The organism is Peptoniphilus sp. (assembly GCF_034090345.1).
GTDB lineage: Bacteria > Bacillota > Clostridia > Tissierellales > Peptoniphilaceae > Peptoniphilus.
This window is the reverse complement of the sequence record NZ_JAXDSS010000015.1, coordinates 1-16,652: the sequence shown is the minus strand read 5'-3', so window position 1 is coordinate 16,652 and position 16,652 is coordinate 1. Positions and strand designations below refer to the sequence as shown.

Here is a 16,652-nt window from a genome sequence, read left to right as displayed (position 1 = left end):
ATTTTCGCTTCCCAATTAAATTAATTTAATCATTTCATCTACTATTTTAGTTACAGCACCTGAATTACCCAGTTTTTTAGAGTTTTCTGCCATTCCCTCTCTCTTTTGAGAGTTGTTTAACAATTCATTTATAGAATTTAAAAGTTTATCTCCTGTTAATTCATCTTCCAAGATGACTAATGAAGCTCCTGCATCTTTATAACTCATAGCATTGTGATATTGATGGTTCCCCGCAGTATATGCCTTTGGTATTAAAATACTAGCCCTTCCAACTTGTGATATCTCAGCCAAAGCCATTGCCGAAGAACTTGTTATTATCAAATCACTTGCTAAAATATACTTTGAAATTTCATCTGAATAATTTAAAATTTCTGCTTTTTTATTTTTTGTCATCTTTGATACAAATTCATCATAATGTGGTTTACCTGTTATATGAACCAGCTTAAAATCCAATTCATTCTTTAAAATTTCAAGCATCGCATCATTGGTAGACTCTTGTCCACCACTGCCACCAAAAGATAACACTAATTTTTCATCAAATTTTAAATTCAACTCTTTTCTAGATTGTTCACGAGTTTTTAATAAAAAGTCTTCTCTTACTGGATTTCCAGTTATTATTATATTTTTATTGTCCATATATTTTTCAGCTTCTTTGAAGCTCAAAGCCAAAAGAGAAGCTTTTCTCGCCAAAAACCTATTTGTCTTTCCGGGATAAGCATTTTGTTCCTGAATAACTGTCTTTATTCCCTTTTGTTGAGCTTTCATAACAACCGGAGCACACACATATCCTCCAGTTCCTATTACAATATCGGGTTTAAAATTCTTTATTATCTTCTCACAATCTCTCAAACCTCTTAAAAGATTAAATAGAGTAATTGCAGTTTTTATATTCACCTTTTTCCTAGGTAATCCTTCTATATGGATTCCTTTAAAATCAAATCCCGCTTTTTTAGCAAGCTCTTCTTCAAGTCCTGCTATTTTCCCAACATATAGTATCTCACTTGAAGAATCTCTTTTTTTTATTTCTTCAGCTATGGCAAGTGCCGGATATATGTGACCTCCGGTTCCTCCTCCTGAAAGTATATACTTCAAAATTACACATCCTTTGATATTTTAAGTAAAAATCCAGCTGCTATCATTGCCATTATAAGTGCTGTACCTCCATACGAAATAAAAGGTAGTGTTATACCCGTTACCGGAAATATCCCAACTCCAACACATATATTAATAACGGCTTGCATCCCGATATAAGATGTCAACCCAACAGCTACATATTTATCATAATTATTTTTTGTTCTACTTGCAATCCTTAATCCCCTATAAGTAAATATAAAAAATAAAGCTACTACAAATATACCACCTATCATACCAAATTCTTCACATATTACAGAAAAAATAAAGTCGTTATGAGCTTCAGCTAAATTAAAATATTTTTGCCTTGAATGAAAATATCCAACTCCACCAACCCCACCCATTGCAATTGCATACAATGATTGATTTATTTGGTAGTTTTGGTCCAAACTACCTTTGCTACTATTTAAAAACCCCAAAATTCTTTCCAATCTATATGCATACTTAAATACCATTGGTATTAAAACAATAATTCCAATACCACATAATGTTACAAATTGATGCATAGATATACCTGCAACTATATACATAAGCAACAATGTAGCTCCTATTACAAATCCTGTTGACAAGTCCTTTAACATTACCGGCAAAGTTGCAATACCGATTATGGCTATGATTTTAAAGAATACTTCTCTTTTATATAGTTTGTATCTATTCTCAGCTAATATTTTCCCCATATATAATATCGAAGATATTTTTACAAAATCTGATGGTTGTATTAATGGAAGAAAAGGTAAGTTAAGCCATCTACCTGAACCACGAGAATAATTTGTAAATTTAGGAATAAATAACATCAATACTAAAATTATTGTGCCGCAAAAAAGTATAAAAGAATATCGTTTAAAAAATTTTCTTGGAAATTTATAAGCTATTAACATCCCAAAAAATCCCACTATCATAAAAGTAAAATATCTCTTTCCAAAATAAAGTCCATCTCCAAATGTTTTGGACCCAACTGGATATGATGCCGATGTTACAGATATAAGTCCAACTCCTATCAACAAAAGCACCGTTATAAAAAGACCCAAGTCCAAAGACTTGAGAGCTTCTTTATATTTTTTCATTTAAATTCATCACCAACTCTTTAAAATGTTTGCCTCTCTCTTCATAAGAACTATACATATCCCATGAAGCGCAAGCAGGACTTAACAATACATTGTCTCCTCTAACAGAAGTGTCTTTAGCTACATTTAAAGCTTCTTCTAGATTATTGACAATTATACTCTCTATCCCTAATTTATCAGCTGTGTTTTTTATATCATACTTAGTTTCACCTAATAATATCAAAGCTTTTAGTTTATCTTTTGCAATTTCAAGCAATTCTGTATAATCGGCATTTTTTTGATATCCACCTGCAATTAGTAACAAGTTGTCTTCAAACGAGCCCACAGCTTTTATTGTTGATGCCGGATTCGTTCCCTTTGAATCATTAAAATACTTAACTCCATTTACTTCTTTCACAAATTCAAGTCTGTGTTCAACTCCGCCAAACTCACTAAGTGCTTTTTTTATAGATTCATGTTTTACCTTTACAATTTTAGCAACGCATACAGCTGCCAATACATTTTCTAAATTGTGATCTCCTAAAAGCTTTAAATCTTTTGTGTCAAATACTGCTTCTTCAGCCTTATCTCTAAAATAGATAATTCCTTCTCTTACAAAAGCTCCTTTCAATCCCGAATCTTCTATTGAAAAATAATATGTTTTTGATTTTGAAGATACTTTAGACAAAATTTCATCAGTATAATTTAAAACCGCAAAATCTTCTTCAGTTTGATTTTTTAATATATTTAACTTGGCATCTCTATAATTTTCAAAATTTCCATGCCAATCCAAATGGTCTGGAGTTATGTTTGTAATTACAGAAATTTTGGGTCTAAAATACTTCACATCATTTAGTTGGAATGAACTAGCTTCTATAACTACAAAATCAAGTTCTTCATCTACAACATCCACAACACCAACGCCTATGTTCCCAACAGCTTTAGCATTATATACTTGACTTAATATACTAGATATCAAAGATGTTGTCGTGGTTTTTCCATTAGTCCCTGTTACAGCTATGATATCTTTATCTGATATATTATAAAACAACTCTACATCTGTGATTATTTCTATACCATTATTTCTTGCCAAATTTAAAATTTCATTTGTCGGTTTAATACCTGGACTTTTTATAACTAATTCTATTTTGTCTTTTTCAAAAGATTCAAAAACTTTTCTATATCCTTTTAAATTTTCTTGATTATCATCATACACAAAGATATTTACATCACTTTTTTTCAATTCATTATATATTGCTTTCCCGCTTATGCCCATTCCTAGTATTAATATATTTTTTTTCATTTATATCCTCATTAAAAAATCATAAAATATGAAATTACACATAAAATTAATTCTACTACATAGAATACTGCAACTACTTTTGTTTCTTTCCATACCAGTTGTTCGAAGTGGTGATGTAGTGGGGCCATCAAAAATACTCTCTTTCCTCTTGTCTTAAATGAAACTACTTGAATTATTACAGAAAGAGTTTCTATAAAGTATATTCCACCTGCTATAGGTAAAATCAAAGGTAAATTCAATAAAATTGCTATTGCGCTTACAGCTCCACCTAGAGCTAGCGAACCCGTATCCCCCATAAACACCTTCGCCGGATATTTATTGTAAAATAAAAATCCTATCAATGCACTTGCAAATATCAAACAAAACATGGCTATTCCCATATTCTGTAACTTATAGGCGACTATTCCAAAGAAAGTCATACAAATTATAGTAACTCCACTTGAAAGTCCATCAAGCCCATCTGTTAAGTTAACTGAGTTGACAGTACCTACAACCACAAATATTATAAATGGTATATATAAAAATACAGGTAAATTTATTCTGCTCATGCTTATTGGAATTATCATATCTGTAGAATCTTCTCCACCACTATATTGATAAGCTAAAAGTATGCAAGCCACAAATATTTGTAAAAATAATTTTTGTTTTGCTGTAAGTCCTAAATTCCTTTTTTTTACAACTTTTATATAGTCGTCTATCAACCCTACAGCACCAAAAGCCAATGTTGAGAATAAAATCATTAAAGAGTCTAGATTTAAATTTCTCGCCAGTACATTTACTATAATTATAGTAAATAAAAAGATTATCCCACCTATTGTAGGTGTTCCACTCTTTACCAAATGTGTTTGAGGCCCATCTTCTCTAATGGATTGACCTGCCTTTAGCCTTCTTAAAATAGGTATTAAATAATAACCTAATATAAGAGAAATTACTATTGATATAGCTCCCCAAATTGGAAAAGCTGCTGCGACTGCAATACAAACCACTATCAGCCACATGTTATTTTTGATACTTTGCATTTAACTTACCTCACAGATTTATCTGTTTTATTATCTTTATTTTCAAATTTTTTTATCTTCTCTGAATTATTGGCCTTCTTAACTTTTGAATTTAATTTATCATCTTTTTCTTTAACACGATTTTTAATATCTGTTTCTTTGTTTCCTGTTTCTTTTGGGCTGGATGCAGTTTCTTCATCTTTTAGTTTAGTGTCTATCTTTGCTTCGCTATTACTCATTTCAAATTCAATTTTACTGTCAGTTGTTAATTTTGTTCCTGCAAATACTGATTGTCCTAAAACAACTCCAGTTCCTTTTATATTATAGCTTACATCCATAGCTTTTAAAACTAGCTCTATTTCTTCTTTACTCTTACCTATTAGATCAGGCATGTACTTTTCTTTGTCATTAGAAACATATAAATCTATAATAGTCCCTGGTTTTGCCAATGTTCCAGCCTTTGGTTCTTGCTTTAAAACTATACTTGCATCAAACAAAGAATTTTGATTTGTATTGAATTTAAATCCTAAATCTACTAATTCTCTTCCGGCATCACTTACTAACATATTTTTTAAATTTGGAACCAACATAGGTTCATCTTTTTTATCTTTATAATCTGTAGGTTGAGTCTTTTCTATCCCTAAATATTCTAAAGAATTTTTTAAAACTTCTTTAGCTGCCGGAGTGGCAACTGTTGCCGCAAAGAAATCCCCCTTAGGTTTTTGAACTATTACAAGAACTGTTATTTCAGGATTGTCTACTGGAGCAACTCCTATAAATGATGAAATGTATTCATCTTCGTATCCTCCAGCTTTTGAAGGTATATATGCTGTACCGGTCTTACCGCCAATTTTATAACCTTCTACCTTAGCCTTTTTACCAGTTCCATCCTCTACAACCTTATACATGATATCTAACATTTTCTTTGATGTCTCAGAAGATACTACTTTTCTCTTGGAAACAGAATCAAACTTCTTTAAAACATTTCTATTTCTATCTTCTAGTCTTTTTACAACTCTTGGAACTTTTAAATCTCCTCCATTTGCTATTGCAGATACAGAATTGATGAGTTGTATTGGAGTTATAGCTATACCATGGCCATAACTCATAGTTGCAAGTCTTATTTCTGAAATATCTTTATAATTATTTGGAATTGATCCAACTGCTTCTGCAGGAAGGTCTATTCCCGTCTTTTCGCCAAATCCAAACGCTTTTATATACTTATAAAATTTTTCAGGTCCCAATTCTTCTGCTATTTTCATAAGCGTAATATTACATGATTCCACTACAGCTTGCTGCATTGTTTTAGTTCCGTTATTTTTGGAAGCGCATTTTATTACTTTATCAAAAAATTTAATCTGCCCAGGACAATAATATTCCTTTAATTGATATGTTGTAGCTTCTTCAAGCGCTGCTGCTGCAGTTATTAATTTGAAAGTAGAACCCGGTTCATACTGAGAGCTCACATTGAAATTTGTCCAGTTTTTGTACCAAGCTACGACTTTTTCATCTTTACTAAGCAAATCCCAATCCTTCTTTTGAGCGTCTCCAACAGGAGATTTAGGATTATTCGCATCATAGCTTAATGAAGATGCCATGGCAAGAATTTCTCCGGTCTTGGTACTCTGAACTATTATATTGACTTCTTCGGCGTTATGCTTTGTTCTTGATCTTTCAGCTGCTTCTTCAGCAAATTTTTGTATATTATCATCTATTGTAAGAATCAAGTTTTGACCTTCTTTTGGAGCATAAGATTCTTCGTCTGTAAGTGGGATTTGCATACGAGTGTTAGCTTTTATAGAAATATTTTTCCCTGCTATTCCGCTCATTATTCCATCATAACTAGATTCAAGGCCGTATTGTCCATTCCCATCGTCAGTTACAAACCCCAAAACTTTAGATAATATATTTCCATTAGGATAAAATCTCCTTGGCACATCATCTAAAGACAGTTTTTCTATTTTGAGTTCTCTTAATGCACTTGCTGTATCTCTATCTACATTAGACACAATTTGTACTACCTTATCTCCAACCATTTTTTTCTTTATTTTATCTTGAGGAACTTTCAGTACTTTTGAAATAGCCAAAGAATCTTCTTCAACTTTTTTCTTTTTTTCTTTTATTTCCTTATCTGAGTAAATATCTCCTCTTTTAAAATCCATATTATAATACACATTTGACTTGGTTATATTTACTACTAACTCTTTATTATTTCTATCGTAAATTATACCTCTGTCGGCCTGAACTATTTCTGTACTCGTTAGCTGATTTAATCCCTTTCTAGTTAGTTCTTCTCCTCTTACTATATTTATGTATAGAACTCTAATTATTATTATAAAAAAGAAAAGAGCCATCCCGAGAAAAATCAAACTTATCTTAAAATTCGCATTCTTTTGCGAACTATTTATCTCACGAGCTCTTTTTAAATTTACTTTCAACTATATTTCCCCCTAATCCTTAGTGAAGGATTTAAGCACCGATAAAATTGGACTCAAAAAAACATTATGATTTACATCTAACTGTCTTTTATTTTCGCTTATATCTACATAAACAATTTGGTCTTGTGATGGATATACCATTCCTAATTTATACATTGCTTCATCTTGTATTTCAGTAGAACTTTTTATCCCCTTAACTTCTGCTTCCAAAGCTAATTTAGTCTTTTTCAAATCAGATATTTCTTTTTCTTTTGCAATTATATCTTTATCTATACTTGATAAATGAGAATATGCTATAGAAACCCCTAAGAACATTATAATAACAATAGCTATCGTCATATACAATGGTTTTGCCAAATTTTTTCTCTTTTTGACTTTTAATTGTCTGTTATTCAATTTTACTTGTCTAAATTTTCTTTGCTCAGACATCTATATAATACCTCTATATTTTTTCTGCCACCCTCAATTTAGCACTGTGGGCTCTATTATTTTCTTTCAATTCTTTTTCAGTAGCCACTACCGGTTTTCTCGTAATTATTTCAACTTCTCTTTTTTTATCACAAGTGCATACAGGACTTTCGGGTGGACATACACAGTCTAAAAATCTGTACTTAAAAGTTTCCTTTACAATTCTATCTTCAAGAGAATGGAAAGATATTATGGCTATTCTTCCATTCTTATTCAATCTGTTAATCATCCTATCTAATGCATTTCTCAACACTCCAAGTTCATCATTTGTCTCAATTCTAAGAGCTTGGAAAGTCTTCTTTGCAGGATGTCCACCTTTTACTCTAAATTTTAAAGGGATCGCATCTTTTATCACTTCAACTAATTCAAAAGTTGTATCTATTGGCTTTATACTTCTTTTTTTAACTATCTTATCAGCTATTTTAGATGCAAATCTTTCTTCAGAATAATCTTTTATTATCTTAGTAAGTTCTTCTTTTGAATATTCATTTACAATTTCCCAAGCACTTAAATTAGATGTAGTATCCATTCTCATATCCAATCTAGCATCATAATTATATGAAAAACCTCTACTACCCTCATCAAATTGGTGTGAAGAAACGCCTAAATCCAATAGAATTCCATCAACCTTATCTATATTTAACTCATTTAAAATATCCTCAAAATTTTTATAATTGGCATGAAATAGTTTATAGTTTGAACCTATTTTGCTAAGCACTGAATCAGCTTTTTTAAGTGCATTAGTATCTTGATCTATACCTATTAGAAGGCCATCGTTTCCAATACGTTTGAGAATTTCACGTGAGTGCCCAGCTCCACCTATAGTACCGTCCACATATATGCCACCTTCTCTTACATTCAAAAGATCTATCGTCTCATTCAATAAAACGGACTTGTGTACAAATTCAACCATGTTTAAATCCCCAATTCTTGCATTTTTTCAGCTATATCTTCATATGATAAACCAAGCGAATCATTGTAATTATCCCAATTTTCCGTACTCCATATTTCAACACGTGTACTTACTCCTATAATTACAACATCTTTTTCAATGCTAGCATGCTCTCGTAGTGACTGTGGTATTACAACTCTTCCTTGCTTGTCCAAAGACTCATCTATGGCGCCAGAATAAAAAGTTCTCACGAAACTTCTAACATCTCTGTTTGTCAAAGGCAATTCTTTCAACTTATTTTCTATTTTTATCCACTCACTTTGAGGATAAATAAATAGGCAGTTGTCCAATCCTTTGGTAATAATGAAATTATCTTTTAATTCATCTCGGAACTTTGAAGGAATTATAACTCTTCCTTTTGTGTCCAAGGTATGTCTGTATTCGCCTATTAACATTTCACACCATTATATACCACTTCAAACCACTATCTTCCACTTACCTCTATTCTACATCATTTTTTTGTTTATATCCATCATATTTTATGCACAATAAAAAAAAGGCCTCAAGTCCTTTTCATTGATCTTTAGCCTTTTCATATACTTAAAATTATTTATATTTTTTTGCTTTAAAATAAAAATTTGAACCCTTATTTAACTCTGACTCCACTCCATATTTATATTGATGTATTTCTAATATACTTTTTACGATATGCAGTCCTAAACCGGTTCCAACCCTTGGTCTAGTGTGATTATCCCTTATCCTATAAAATCTGTCCCAAATTAAATCTAAATTTTCTTTTGCTATTCCAACCCCATTATCTATACAATTAAAAATAACTTCGTCATCTTCTTCGAAAATTTTGATTACAATTTTTTTGTCCTTTTTTGTATATTTTACAGCATTGCTTATAAAATTATATATAACTTGTTCAATTCTTCTCTTATCCGCAAATATATTGCATTCTCCTTTAGATTCTATAGTTATTACATCTTCTGAGAGAGCAAATCTCTCTGCAACAATGCGAGATAATTTTATCAGATCAACCTTTTCCATCTTTATACTTTCTAGCGAAGATTCAATTTTAGATATATCCAACAAGTCATTTACTAACTGAGTCAATTTATCTGATTCTGAAATAATTATATCTATATGCTCATTTCTAAGCACTTCATTGCTTCCCGAAATATCTCTTATCATTTCAGCATAAGATTTTATTACAGTAAGTGGAGTCTTTAAATCATGACTTACATTTGCTATTAAATCTTTTCTCATTTCAATCGTCTTAGTCAACTCATTAGTTGCGTAATTTAGTGTTTTTGAAAGGTCGTTTATTTCTGTATAATATCCATATTTAAAATTGACATCATAGTTTCCCTTTCCAAGTTTTCTAGCTGTTTTTGACATTTCAACAAGCGGCCTTGATAACCTTTTTGAAATAAAATAAGACAATATCACGGATAATGCAAAAGATAATCCCAATACAATCAACAAAATATTTTTCAATATATCTACAGCTGAGTCTACCGGTTCCAAGTTTGTCTTAATGAGTATATAATGGTCTTTGCCACTTTCTTTCCCTAAGTATCCTCCATATACAATAGACGAATTCTCGAGGTATTTAAATTTTTTCAACGTTACCCTATACATTTTTTTCCCAGGTCCAACATTTTCAAAAAATTCTTCAAATCCTTTCTCATCTAATACCCTTGGATTCATTATGACTTCAACCCAATTAAGAGGATATACTAAATATCCTTCCTCATCTATAACTTCTATATTCATACCTTTATTTTGTGAATAGTTTAAAATTATATTTTCAAAATTTTTATCTTTAAATTCATTTTTTAATATATCACCAGTCTTAGTTACTTCTCTAATCTTCATGGTTTCATAAAATCTATTTAGAAAAACTATCTGAAACAACCAAAGTGCTAATAAAATAGAAGCTGCAAAGAGCATGAAATATTTCCAAAAATTGAACATCATACTCTTTTTATCTAAAACTTTATTATTCAAATTCTGACGTATCAAATTTATAGCCCATTCCTCTCACTGTGATAATAAACTTTCTATACTCCTTTATTGAGTTTCTAAGCATTTTTATATGAGTATCTACTGTTCTATCATCTCCATAAAAATCATATCCCCATACTTTTGATAAAAGTTTATCTCTAGACAATGCTATGTTTTCATTGGATGCTAAATAAACTAAAAGGTCGTATTCCTTTGGTGTTAAATCAACTTTTTCTGAATTTACATAGACATCTCTTCCGTCTAAATCAATTTTTAATCCCTCAAATTCCAAAGTTTCATTTTCAAAAGTTTTTTGGTGTCTTTTTACTATTACATTTAGTCTGGCCATTAATTCCTTTGGGGAAAAAGGTTTTACAACATAATCATCAATCCCTATTTCAAATCCAAATAACTTATCATATTCCTCTCCTCTTGCCGATAACATAAGCACTGGAATATCTGCTATTTTTCTTATTTCTTTATAAGTTGAAAATCCATCTAATTTAGGCATCATTATATCCATTACTATTACATCAAAGCCTTGTTCTTTGACTTTGTCAATAGCATCAAGACCGTCTTCAGCCTCAATTACTGTGTGTCCTTCAAATTCTGCATAAGTTCTTATAACTTCCCTTATCTTAGGTTCATCGTCTACTACTAAAATTTTAAACATAGTATCTCCTTAGAGTTCACCCTTTAATCCAACTATCTCTGCTCTGTCTTTAAGTCCCTTAATAGTATGTTCAATTACATCATTTTTATCCATACCAAGCATTTCGCACCCATTAAGTATTACCTCTCTATCACAGCCTGCAGCAAACTTTTTGTCTTTAAATTTTTTATTTACTGATTTTACATTTAAATCCAACACCGACTTAGAAGGACGTAGCAAACAACAAGCATTTATAATCCCGGTTAATTCATCTACTGTATAAATTGATTTTTCCATATTTGATTCCGGTTTAACATCAGTGCACATTCCATATCCATGTGACATAACTGCTCTTATTATATCCTCATCTATATCATTTTCTTTTAAAATCTTTGGAGCTACTTTCAAATGTTCATCCGGATATTTATCATAGTCTATATCGTGAAGAAGCCCAACTATTCCATATAGTTCTTCATCTTCTCCAAACATTTTTCCAAATTCAATCATTGCAGCTTCTACTTGTAGTGCATGCATTATCAACGCTTCAGATTCTGTATATTCTTTCAATAATTCAAATGCCTTTTCTCTTGTCGGTCTCATTTATTTCACCTCTTATTATTAATTATACTATGAATTCTTAAAACTTTAAAAGATTTATACTTTGTTGTATTATAAACCATAAGAGGTGAATTATGAAAATAAAAAAAGCTATAATTCCGGCAGCAGGTTTAGGAACGAGATTTTTACCATTCACAAAAGCCGTTCCTAAAGAAATGTTGCCGATAATAGATACCCCAAATATAGAATACATAGTTCGTGAAGCCGTTGAAGCTGGTATAGAAGAAATTTTAATTATATTGGGAAGAAATAAAAGTTCAATTGAAGACTACTTTGATTCAAATATCGAACTTGAAGAAAAGCTTAAATCAGCTAATAAAATTAATGAACTTGAACAAATAAATGAATTAAATTCTCTTGCCAAGATACACTTCATAAGACAGCATAAGGCCCTTGGACTTGGCCATGCTGTAAATTGTGCAAAATCTTTTGTTTCTGATGAGCCATTTTTATTACTCTTAGGAGATGAAATAATAGATTTAAATGACAATGCATCAAAAGGATTAATTGAACTATTTAATGAAACAGGTTTAAGTGTAGTAGGCTTACTCGAAGTCCCTAAAACTGAAGTAAATAAATATGGAATTGTCAAACTTGTCAACGATGAAATCGTGGATATGGTTGAAAAACCTTCAATAGAAACCGCTCCTTCAAACCTTGCAATAATAGGTAGATATGTTATCACGCCTAAAATATTTGATTTAATCTCAAAAACAAAACCAGGATATGGCGGTGAGATTCAACTCACAGATGCTCTTTTAAAGCTATTAAAATATGAAAAAATAATGGGCAAAAAAATTACCGGAAAAAGATTTGATACTGGCTCAAAAATTGGATATTTAAAAGCGACAGTTGAGTATGCATTAAAAGATAAGGACTTTGGTGAAGAATTTAAAGAATATCTAATCAATATTTTAAAAGAATGTTAAATTAATTTAAATCACATACAAAATAAAGGACACTTTAAAATAAAATTTAAAATGTCCTTTTTGTTTTATTTTGCATCATTTTTTTCATGTTTCGCTATAAAGTTTGTTACCTCAGGCATTAACTCTTCGCTCATTATAGTTAAGAGAGCTTCTAATTTTTTAGCATCTTCTTTGCCTATTCTCTCTTTTAATCTGTCCATGACTATGTTTATATATTCTTCTTTCATTTCATGATAATCATAAAACTTTTGTGTTACTTCCAAATAAAATTCTCTCTTATCTTCTTCAGATTGAATTTTCTTCAAATATCCCTTTTTAACTAAGGAAGCTATTTTATAGGCAATATTAGGATGAGACATTTCTAAGAACTCAGTTAAATCACTTACTCTTGGTCTTTTTAGCGCGTGTATAACTTCAATTGTAAATGTTTCCGTAGCAGTTAGTGTTGCTTCTCTATCCTGTAAATTTCGGAACATATTCTTATACAAATTCAACTTAAATTTATCATAAACTTCTGAAAATTTTTCATTTAACATAATAGCCCCCCTATATATTTTAGACAATTGCAAAAGAAATCTCACAACTCATAGCTTTCTCGCCATCTACAATTATGTATCCTTCTCCAAAGCCTATATTTCCTTTCTTATTTATTATTTTGCAATGAATTTCTAATAAATCTCCAGGAACAATTTGCTTATAAAACCTAGCTTTTTTTATTCCACCAAGAAAAGCATTCTTCCCTGTTTTATTAATCAAAATAGCTACCGCTCCAACTTGAGCTACCGTTTCAACTTGCAATACTCCTGGCATCACTGCACAATTTGGAAAATGCCCTTTAAAATATGGCTCATTTCCACTAACACACTTAATTCCTACAGCCCTTTCGCCCTCTTCTAACTCAACTATTTTATCTACCATTAAAAAAGGTGCTCTATGTGGCAAAATATTTTTTACTTCTTCAAAATTTAATTTCATTTTAATACCTCTTTATAACTAAAGTAGCATTGTGTCCACCAAATCCCAAAGAATTTTTCAACATATATTTTGTTTCGTACTCATTTATATCCGTTACAAAATTTAAATTACATTCAGGATCTAAATTTTTGTAATTCACAAGAGGTGGAAGGATATTTCCCTTCATAGAAAAAATACTTATAGCTGTTTCAACTGCTCCAGAAGCTCCAAGTAAGTGTCCTATTTGAGATTTAGATGAAGAAACAAATACATTAGTATCTTCTCCAAAAACCTTTTTAATAGCAGCAGTTTCATACTTATCATTCAAATCTGTTGAAGTGCCATGCGCATTTATATAGTCAACATCTTTTTTATCTATCCCCGCTTCTTTAATTGCTTGCTCCATTGCCATAGCGGCATATTCTCCATTTGGTGCTGGGGAAGTTATATGATACGCATCACAATTAGTGCTATATCCTACTATTTCAGCTAAGATATTTGCATTTCTCTTTTTAGCATGCTCTAATTCCTCTAAAACCAATATTGCAGAACCCTCTCCCATTATAAAACCATTTCTGTGTTTGTCAAATGGTATAGAAGCCTTTTTGCAGTTTTGTGATGTAGAAAGCGCCTTCATAGATGTAAAACCACCTATTCCAAGTTCAGTTATACTTGCTTCACTTCCACCTGCAAATATAATATCTTCATACCCATCTTTAATATTTCTAAAAGCTTCTCCTATTGCATTAGTTGAACTTGCACATGCTGTAACAAAACATTGACATGAACCATGAGCATGTATATCCATAGCTATATTTGATGCAGTTAAATTTGAAATCGCCATTGGAATAAAATAAGGGCTAACTTTATCGAATCCTCTCTTCATTCCTCTTTCATGTTCTTTTTCTATAGTCCCTAAACCACCTATCCCGGAAGAAACATACACCCCCACATTCATCTGCTCTACTTCTTCAACAGTTAATTTAGCATTTTCTAAGGCCCTTCTGGCTGCGACTATACCAAGTTGGTTAACTCTGTCCAGTCTCTTTTGCTCTTTCTTATCGAAGTATTCATCTGCATTAAAATTTTTCAATTCCGCTGCAAGTTTTACCTCTCGATCTATTGTATCATAATGTGTTATTTTATCTATACTACATATTTTATTTTTAACATTTTCTAAAACAGAAACTTCATCATCCCCTATAGGACATAAGATCCCAATTCCAGTTACAACTACTCTTCTCATATTCCCATTCCCCCATCAACATTTATAACTTGACCGGTTATGTAACTTGCACTATCCGATACTAAAAAGCTTACAACACTTGCAATTTCTTCAGGCTGTCCAATTCTTTTAAGCGGTATTTCATTAAGTATTTTCGCCTTTGTATCTTCTCCCAACTTATCTGTCATTTTAGTTTCAATAAATCCTGGAGCAATTGCATTTATTAACACATTTTTAGAAGCCAATTCTTTAGCTGTTGACTTAGTAAGACCTATCATTGCAGCTTTTGCGGATGAATAATTAGCTTGCCCCACATTTCCATGAACTCCGCTAATTGAAGTTATATTTATAATTCTCCCGAATTTTTTTCTTATCATTGATTTGCACAATAACTTGGTCAGATAAAATGCACTGTTCAAATTAGTCTCTATAACTTGAACAAAATCTTCTTCTGTCATTCTTATTATTAAATTATCTTTAGTAATTCCTGCATTATTTATCAACACATCTATACTGCCGGCTATCTTTAAACATTCATCTACAATTTTTTTACAAATATCAAATTTAGATAAATCCCCTACTACTGTGAATACATCTTCTCCAAGTTCTGATTTCAGTTTTTCTAATTTTTCAACATTTGAGTTTCCATGTATTATCAAAGAATATCCTTGATTTTTTAACTCTCTTGCTATTGCACTTCCTATTCCACCTGTTGAACCTGTTACAAGAGCAAACTTTCTATTCTCCATTTCTCAACCTCTCAATATAATTTATTATTTCATCGTCATTTTTTAACGTTTGTACATCTATTCCTTTAAATTCTTTTTTTACTATAGATGAAATTACACTTCCTGGACCTATTTCTATAAAAGTATCCACTCCATCATCCACCATATTTTTAAAAGTCTTATATAAGAGAACTGGTGATACTATTTGTTTGCACAACAAATCTACCATCTCTTCTCCGTTATATTTTTCACCACTCAAATTAGGATAGTAATCTATCTTTGGCTCGCTAAATTTAACACTTTCAAGCGACTTCTTATAATTTTTTGCCGCACTGTCCATAAAAGGAGTGTGAAATGCTCCACTAACTTTAAGTGGAATAGCTTTTATTCCATTTTCTTTTAATATTATCTGTAATTTTTCAATTCCAGTTTTTTCTCCTGATATAACAATTTGTTTGAAACTATTTATGTTTGCTACATAGACTCTATCTTTTAATTCGTTATTATTTATAAAGTTTTTCAAATCATCTTCATTTGAATTCATCACAGCCAACATTCCACTCTCAACTTCATTAGAAGCCAAGTTCATTTCAAAACCTCTAACTTTTACAAGTTCCAAAGCTGCTTTCTCATCAATCACTTCACTTAAAACCAATGCTCCATATTCGCCCAAACTAAGTCCGCAAGTTGCGCTGATATTTAATTTTTCTTTTATCAATTTAACTACACTTAGTTGAAATGCCAACATAATAGGTTGTAAGTTGTCTGTCTTTGAAATAATTTCTATGTCTCCATTAAAAGAAATATCTGATAATTTTTCTCCCAAAATAGAATATATATTAGAAATTTCTGGGTAGTTTGCTGATAACTTTTTCCCCATTCCACTATATTGAGACCCTTGTCCACCAAACACTACTGCTATTTTACTCATCTTTTCCTCCCAATATACTTGCTATATATTCTCTTACAGATGATATTTTTTTTATATTTTTAATATCTGTTCCACAGAAAAATAATCCTTCTTTAAAATCCCCTTTAACCGCTCTGATTAAAGCTTCATTTATGCAATACGGTGTACTCGCCGGGTCACATGTAGATATACAGTTCACACAGTGCTTCGAAGGAAATCTGTTTTTATTAGTATATTCAACAAATTCTGTACCTATAGCTCTAGCCGGAAGCCCAACTGGACTTTTTATGACTTCTACTCCAACTTTATTTTGATTATGTGAGTTCAATAAATTTTCTTTAGCTCTTCTA

At 31.1% G+C, this 16,652-nt stretch carries 17 protein-coding genes and 1 pseudogene; 1 reads left to right on the top strand and 17 read right to left on the bottom strand.

From position 1 onward, the window contains the following. Nucleotides 1-15 precede the first annotated feature (15 nt). The 11 genes from murG to SOR77_RS01085 form a co-directional block, all read right to left on the bottom strand. Nucleotides 16-1,092 (bottom strand): undecaprenyldiphospho-muramoylpentapeptide beta-N-acetylglucosaminyltransferase, encoded by a 1,077-nt coding sequence (murG, locus tag SOR77_RS01135; protein ID WP_320635374.1) that lies wholly within the window; start codon nt 1,090-1,092, stop codon nt 16-18. A gap of 2 nt (nt 1,093-1,094) precedes the next feature. Beyond that, on the bottom strand, nt 1,095-2,195 hold the full coding sequence (locus tag SOR77_RS01130) for a putative peptidoglycan glycosyltransferase FtsW (protein WP_320635373.1): 1,101 nt from the start codon (nt 2,193-2,195) through the stop codon (nt 1,095-1,097). Next, nucleotides 2,182-3,477 carry a UDP-N-acetylmuramoyl-L-alanine--D-glutamate ligase gene (murD, locus tag SOR77_RS01125; protein ID WP_320635372.1) on the bottom strand — a complete coding sequence of 432 codons (1,296 nt, stop codon included), beginning with the start codon at nt 3,475-3,477 and terminating at the stop codon, nt 2,182-2,184. The genes SOR77_RS01130 and murD overlap by 14 nt, the downstream gene beginning before the upstream one ends. An 11-nt stretch (nt 3,478-3,488) precedes the next feature. Next, entirely contained in the window at nt 3,489-4,475 is a 987-nt protein-coding gene (gene mraY, locus SOR77_RS01120) for a phospho-N-acetylmuramoyl-pentapeptide-transferase (RefSeq protein WP_414153375.1), read from the bottom strand. Nucleotides 4,476-4,501: 26 nt separating this feature from the next. Next, nucleotides 4,502-6,913, bottom strand: a complete 2,412-nt coding sequence (locus tag SOR77_RS01115; RefSeq protein ID WP_320635370.1) for a penicillin-binding transpeptidase domain-containing protein — start codon at nt 6,911-6,913, stop codon at nt 4,502-4,504. Nucleotides 6,914-6,925: 12 nt separating this feature from the next. Next, complete coding sequence (locus SOR77_RS01110) at nt 6,926-7,342, bottom strand: FtsB family cell division protein (RefSeq protein ID WP_320635369.1); 417 nt, start codon at nt 7,340-7,342, stop codon at nt 6,926-6,928. A 13-nt stretch (nt 7,343-7,355) separates the two neighbouring features. After that, nucleotides 7,356-8,294, bottom strand: coding sequence for a 16S rRNA (cytosine(1402)-N(4))-methyltransferase RsmH (rsmH, locus tag SOR77_RS01105; protein ID WP_320635368.1), 939 nt, complete (start codon nt 8,292-8,294; stop codon nt 7,356-7,358). Between the two features lie 2 nt (nt 8,295-8,296). Continuing rightward, a complete protein-coding gene (mraZ, locus tag SOR77_RS01100; RefSeq protein ID WP_004821298.1) occupies nt 8,297-8,728 on the bottom strand; it encodes a division/cell wall cluster transcriptional repressor MraZ in 432 nt (143 codons plus the stop codon). Between the two features lie 151 nt (nt 8,729-8,879). Then, nucleotides 8,880-10,289, bottom strand: coding sequence for a HAMP domain-containing sensor histidine kinase (locus SOR77_RS01095; RefSeq protein ID WP_320635367.1), 1,410 nt, complete (start codon nt 10,287-10,289; stop codon nt 8,880-8,882). Continuing rightward, nucleotides 10,282-10,959, bottom strand: a complete 678-nt coding sequence (locus SOR77_RS01090) for a response regulator transcription factor (protein ID WP_320635366.1) — start codon at nt 10,957-10,959, stop codon at nt 10,282-10,284. Before SOR77_RS01090 ends, SOR77_RS01095 begins: the two co-directional genes overlap by 8 nt. 9 nt (nt 10,960-10,968) lie before the next feature. Continuing rightward, nucleotides 10,969-11,538, bottom strand: a complete 570-nt coding sequence (locus tag SOR77_RS01085; RefSeq protein ID WP_320635365.1) for an HD domain-containing protein — start codon at nt 11,536-11,538, stop codon at nt 10,969-10,971. Between the two features lie 92 nt (nt 11,539-11,630). On the opposite strand from SOR77_RS01085, the gene galU reads away from it, so the two are divergent. After that, nucleotides 11,631-12,485 (top strand): UTP--glucose-1-phosphate uridylyltransferase GalU, encoded by an 855-nt coding sequence (gene galU / locus SOR77_RS01080; protein WP_320635364.1) that lies wholly within the window; start codon nt 11,631-11,633, stop codon nt 12,483-12,485. Nucleotides 12,486-12,550: 65 nt separating this feature from the next. Here galU and SOR77_RS01075 read toward each other — a convergent pair whose 3' ends face one another. From SOR77_RS01075 to SOR77_RS01050, 6 genes and pseudogenes are all read right to left on the bottom strand, one after another. Then, nucleotides 12,551-13,021: a MarR family transcriptional regulator gene (locus tag SOR77_RS01075; RefSeq protein WP_320635363.1), complete on the bottom strand. Its 471-nt coding sequence runs from the start codon at nt 13,019-13,021 to the stop codon at nt 12,551-12,553. A gap of 19 nt (nt 13,022-13,040) precedes the next feature. Further along, on the bottom strand, nt 13,041-13,460 hold the full coding sequence (gene fabZ / locus SOR77_RS01070; protein ID WP_320635362.1) for a 3-hydroxyacyl-ACP dehydratase FabZ: 420 nt from the start codon (nt 13,458-13,460) through the stop codon (nt 13,041-13,043). 1 nt (nt 13,461) lies between these two features. Next, nucleotides 13,462-14,685, bottom strand: a complete 1,224-nt coding sequence (gene fabF / locus SOR77_RS01065) for a beta-ketoacyl-ACP synthase II (protein WP_320635361.1) — start codon at nt 14,683-14,685, stop codon at nt 13,462-13,464. Continuing rightward, nucleotides 14,682-15,413, bottom strand: coding sequence for a 3-oxoacyl-[acyl-carrier-protein] reductase (gene fabG, locus SOR77_RS01060; RefSeq protein ID WP_320635360.1), 732 nt, complete (start codon nt 15,411-15,413; stop codon nt 14,682-14,684). The genes fabF and fabG overlap by 4 nt, the downstream gene beginning before the upstream one ends. Then, nucleotides 15,403-16,323, bottom strand: a complete 921-nt coding sequence (locus SOR77_RS01055; protein WP_320635359.1) for an ACP S-malonyltransferase — start codon at nt 16,321-16,323, stop codon at nt 15,403-15,405. Before SOR77_RS01055 ends, fabG begins: the two co-directional genes overlap by 11 nt. Next, nucleotides 16,316-16,652 (bottom strand): annotated as a pseudogene (locus SOR77_RS01050) (nitronate monooxygenase); the annotation flags it as partial. The pseudogene SOR77_RS01050 and the gene SOR77_RS01055, both read right to left, overlap by 8 nt.

Bases quoted from the DNA above. Each gene is read 5' to 3' on its own strand.
- SOR77_RS01130 (WP_320635373.1), bottom strand. From the start codon at position 2,195: ATGAAAAAATATAAAGAAGCTCTCAAGTCTTTGGACTTGGGTCTTTTT.
- murD (WP_320635372.1), bottom strand. From the start codon at position 3,477: ATGAAAAAAAATATATTAATACTAGGAATGGGCATAAGCGGGAAAGCA.
- mraY (WP_414153375.1), bottom strand. From the start codon at position 4,475: ATGTGGCTGATAGTGGTTTGTATTGCAGTCGCAGCAGCTTTTCCAATT.
- SOR77_RS01110 (WP_320635369.1), bottom strand. From the start codon at position 7,342: ATGTCTGAGCAAAGAAAATTTAGACAAGTAAAATTGAATAACAGACAA.
- rsmH (WP_320635368.1), bottom strand. From the start codon at position 8,294: ATGGTTGAATTTGTACACAAGTCCGTTTTATTGAATGAGACGATAGAT.
- mraZ (WP_004821298.1), bottom strand. From the start codon at position 8,728: ATGTTAATAGGCGAATACAGACATACCTTGGACACAAAAGGAAGAGTT.
- SOR77_RS01090 (WP_320635366.1), bottom strand. From the start codon at position 10,959: ATGTTTAAAATTTTAGTAGTAGACGATGAACCTAAGATAAGGGAAGTT.
- SOR77_RS01085 (WP_320635365.1), bottom strand. From the start codon at position 11,538: ATGAGACCGACAAGAGAAAAGGCATTTGAATTATTGAAAGAATATACA.
- galU (WP_320635364.1), top strand. From the start codon at position 11,631: ATGAAAATAAAAAAAGCTATAATTCCGGCAGCAGGTTTAGGAACGAGA.
- SOR77_RS01075 (WP_320635363.1), bottom strand. From the start codon at position 13,021: ATGTTAAATGAAAAATTTTCAGAAGTTTATGATAAATTTAAGTTGAAT.
- fabZ (WP_320635362.1), bottom strand. From the start codon at position 13,460: ATGAAATTAAATTTTGAAGAAGTAAAAAATATTTTGCCACATAGAGCA.
- fabF (WP_320635361.1), bottom strand. From the start codon at position 14,685: ATGAGAAGAGTAGTTGTAACTGGAATTGGGATCTTATGTCCTATAGGG.
- fabG (WP_320635360.1), bottom strand. From the start codon at position 15,413: ATGGAGAATAGAAAGTTTGCTCTTGTAACAGGTTCAACAGGTGGAATA.
- SOR77_RS01055 (WP_320635359.1), bottom strand. From the start codon at position 16,323: ATGAGTAAAATAGCAGTAGTGTTTGGTGGACAAGGGTCTCAATATAGT.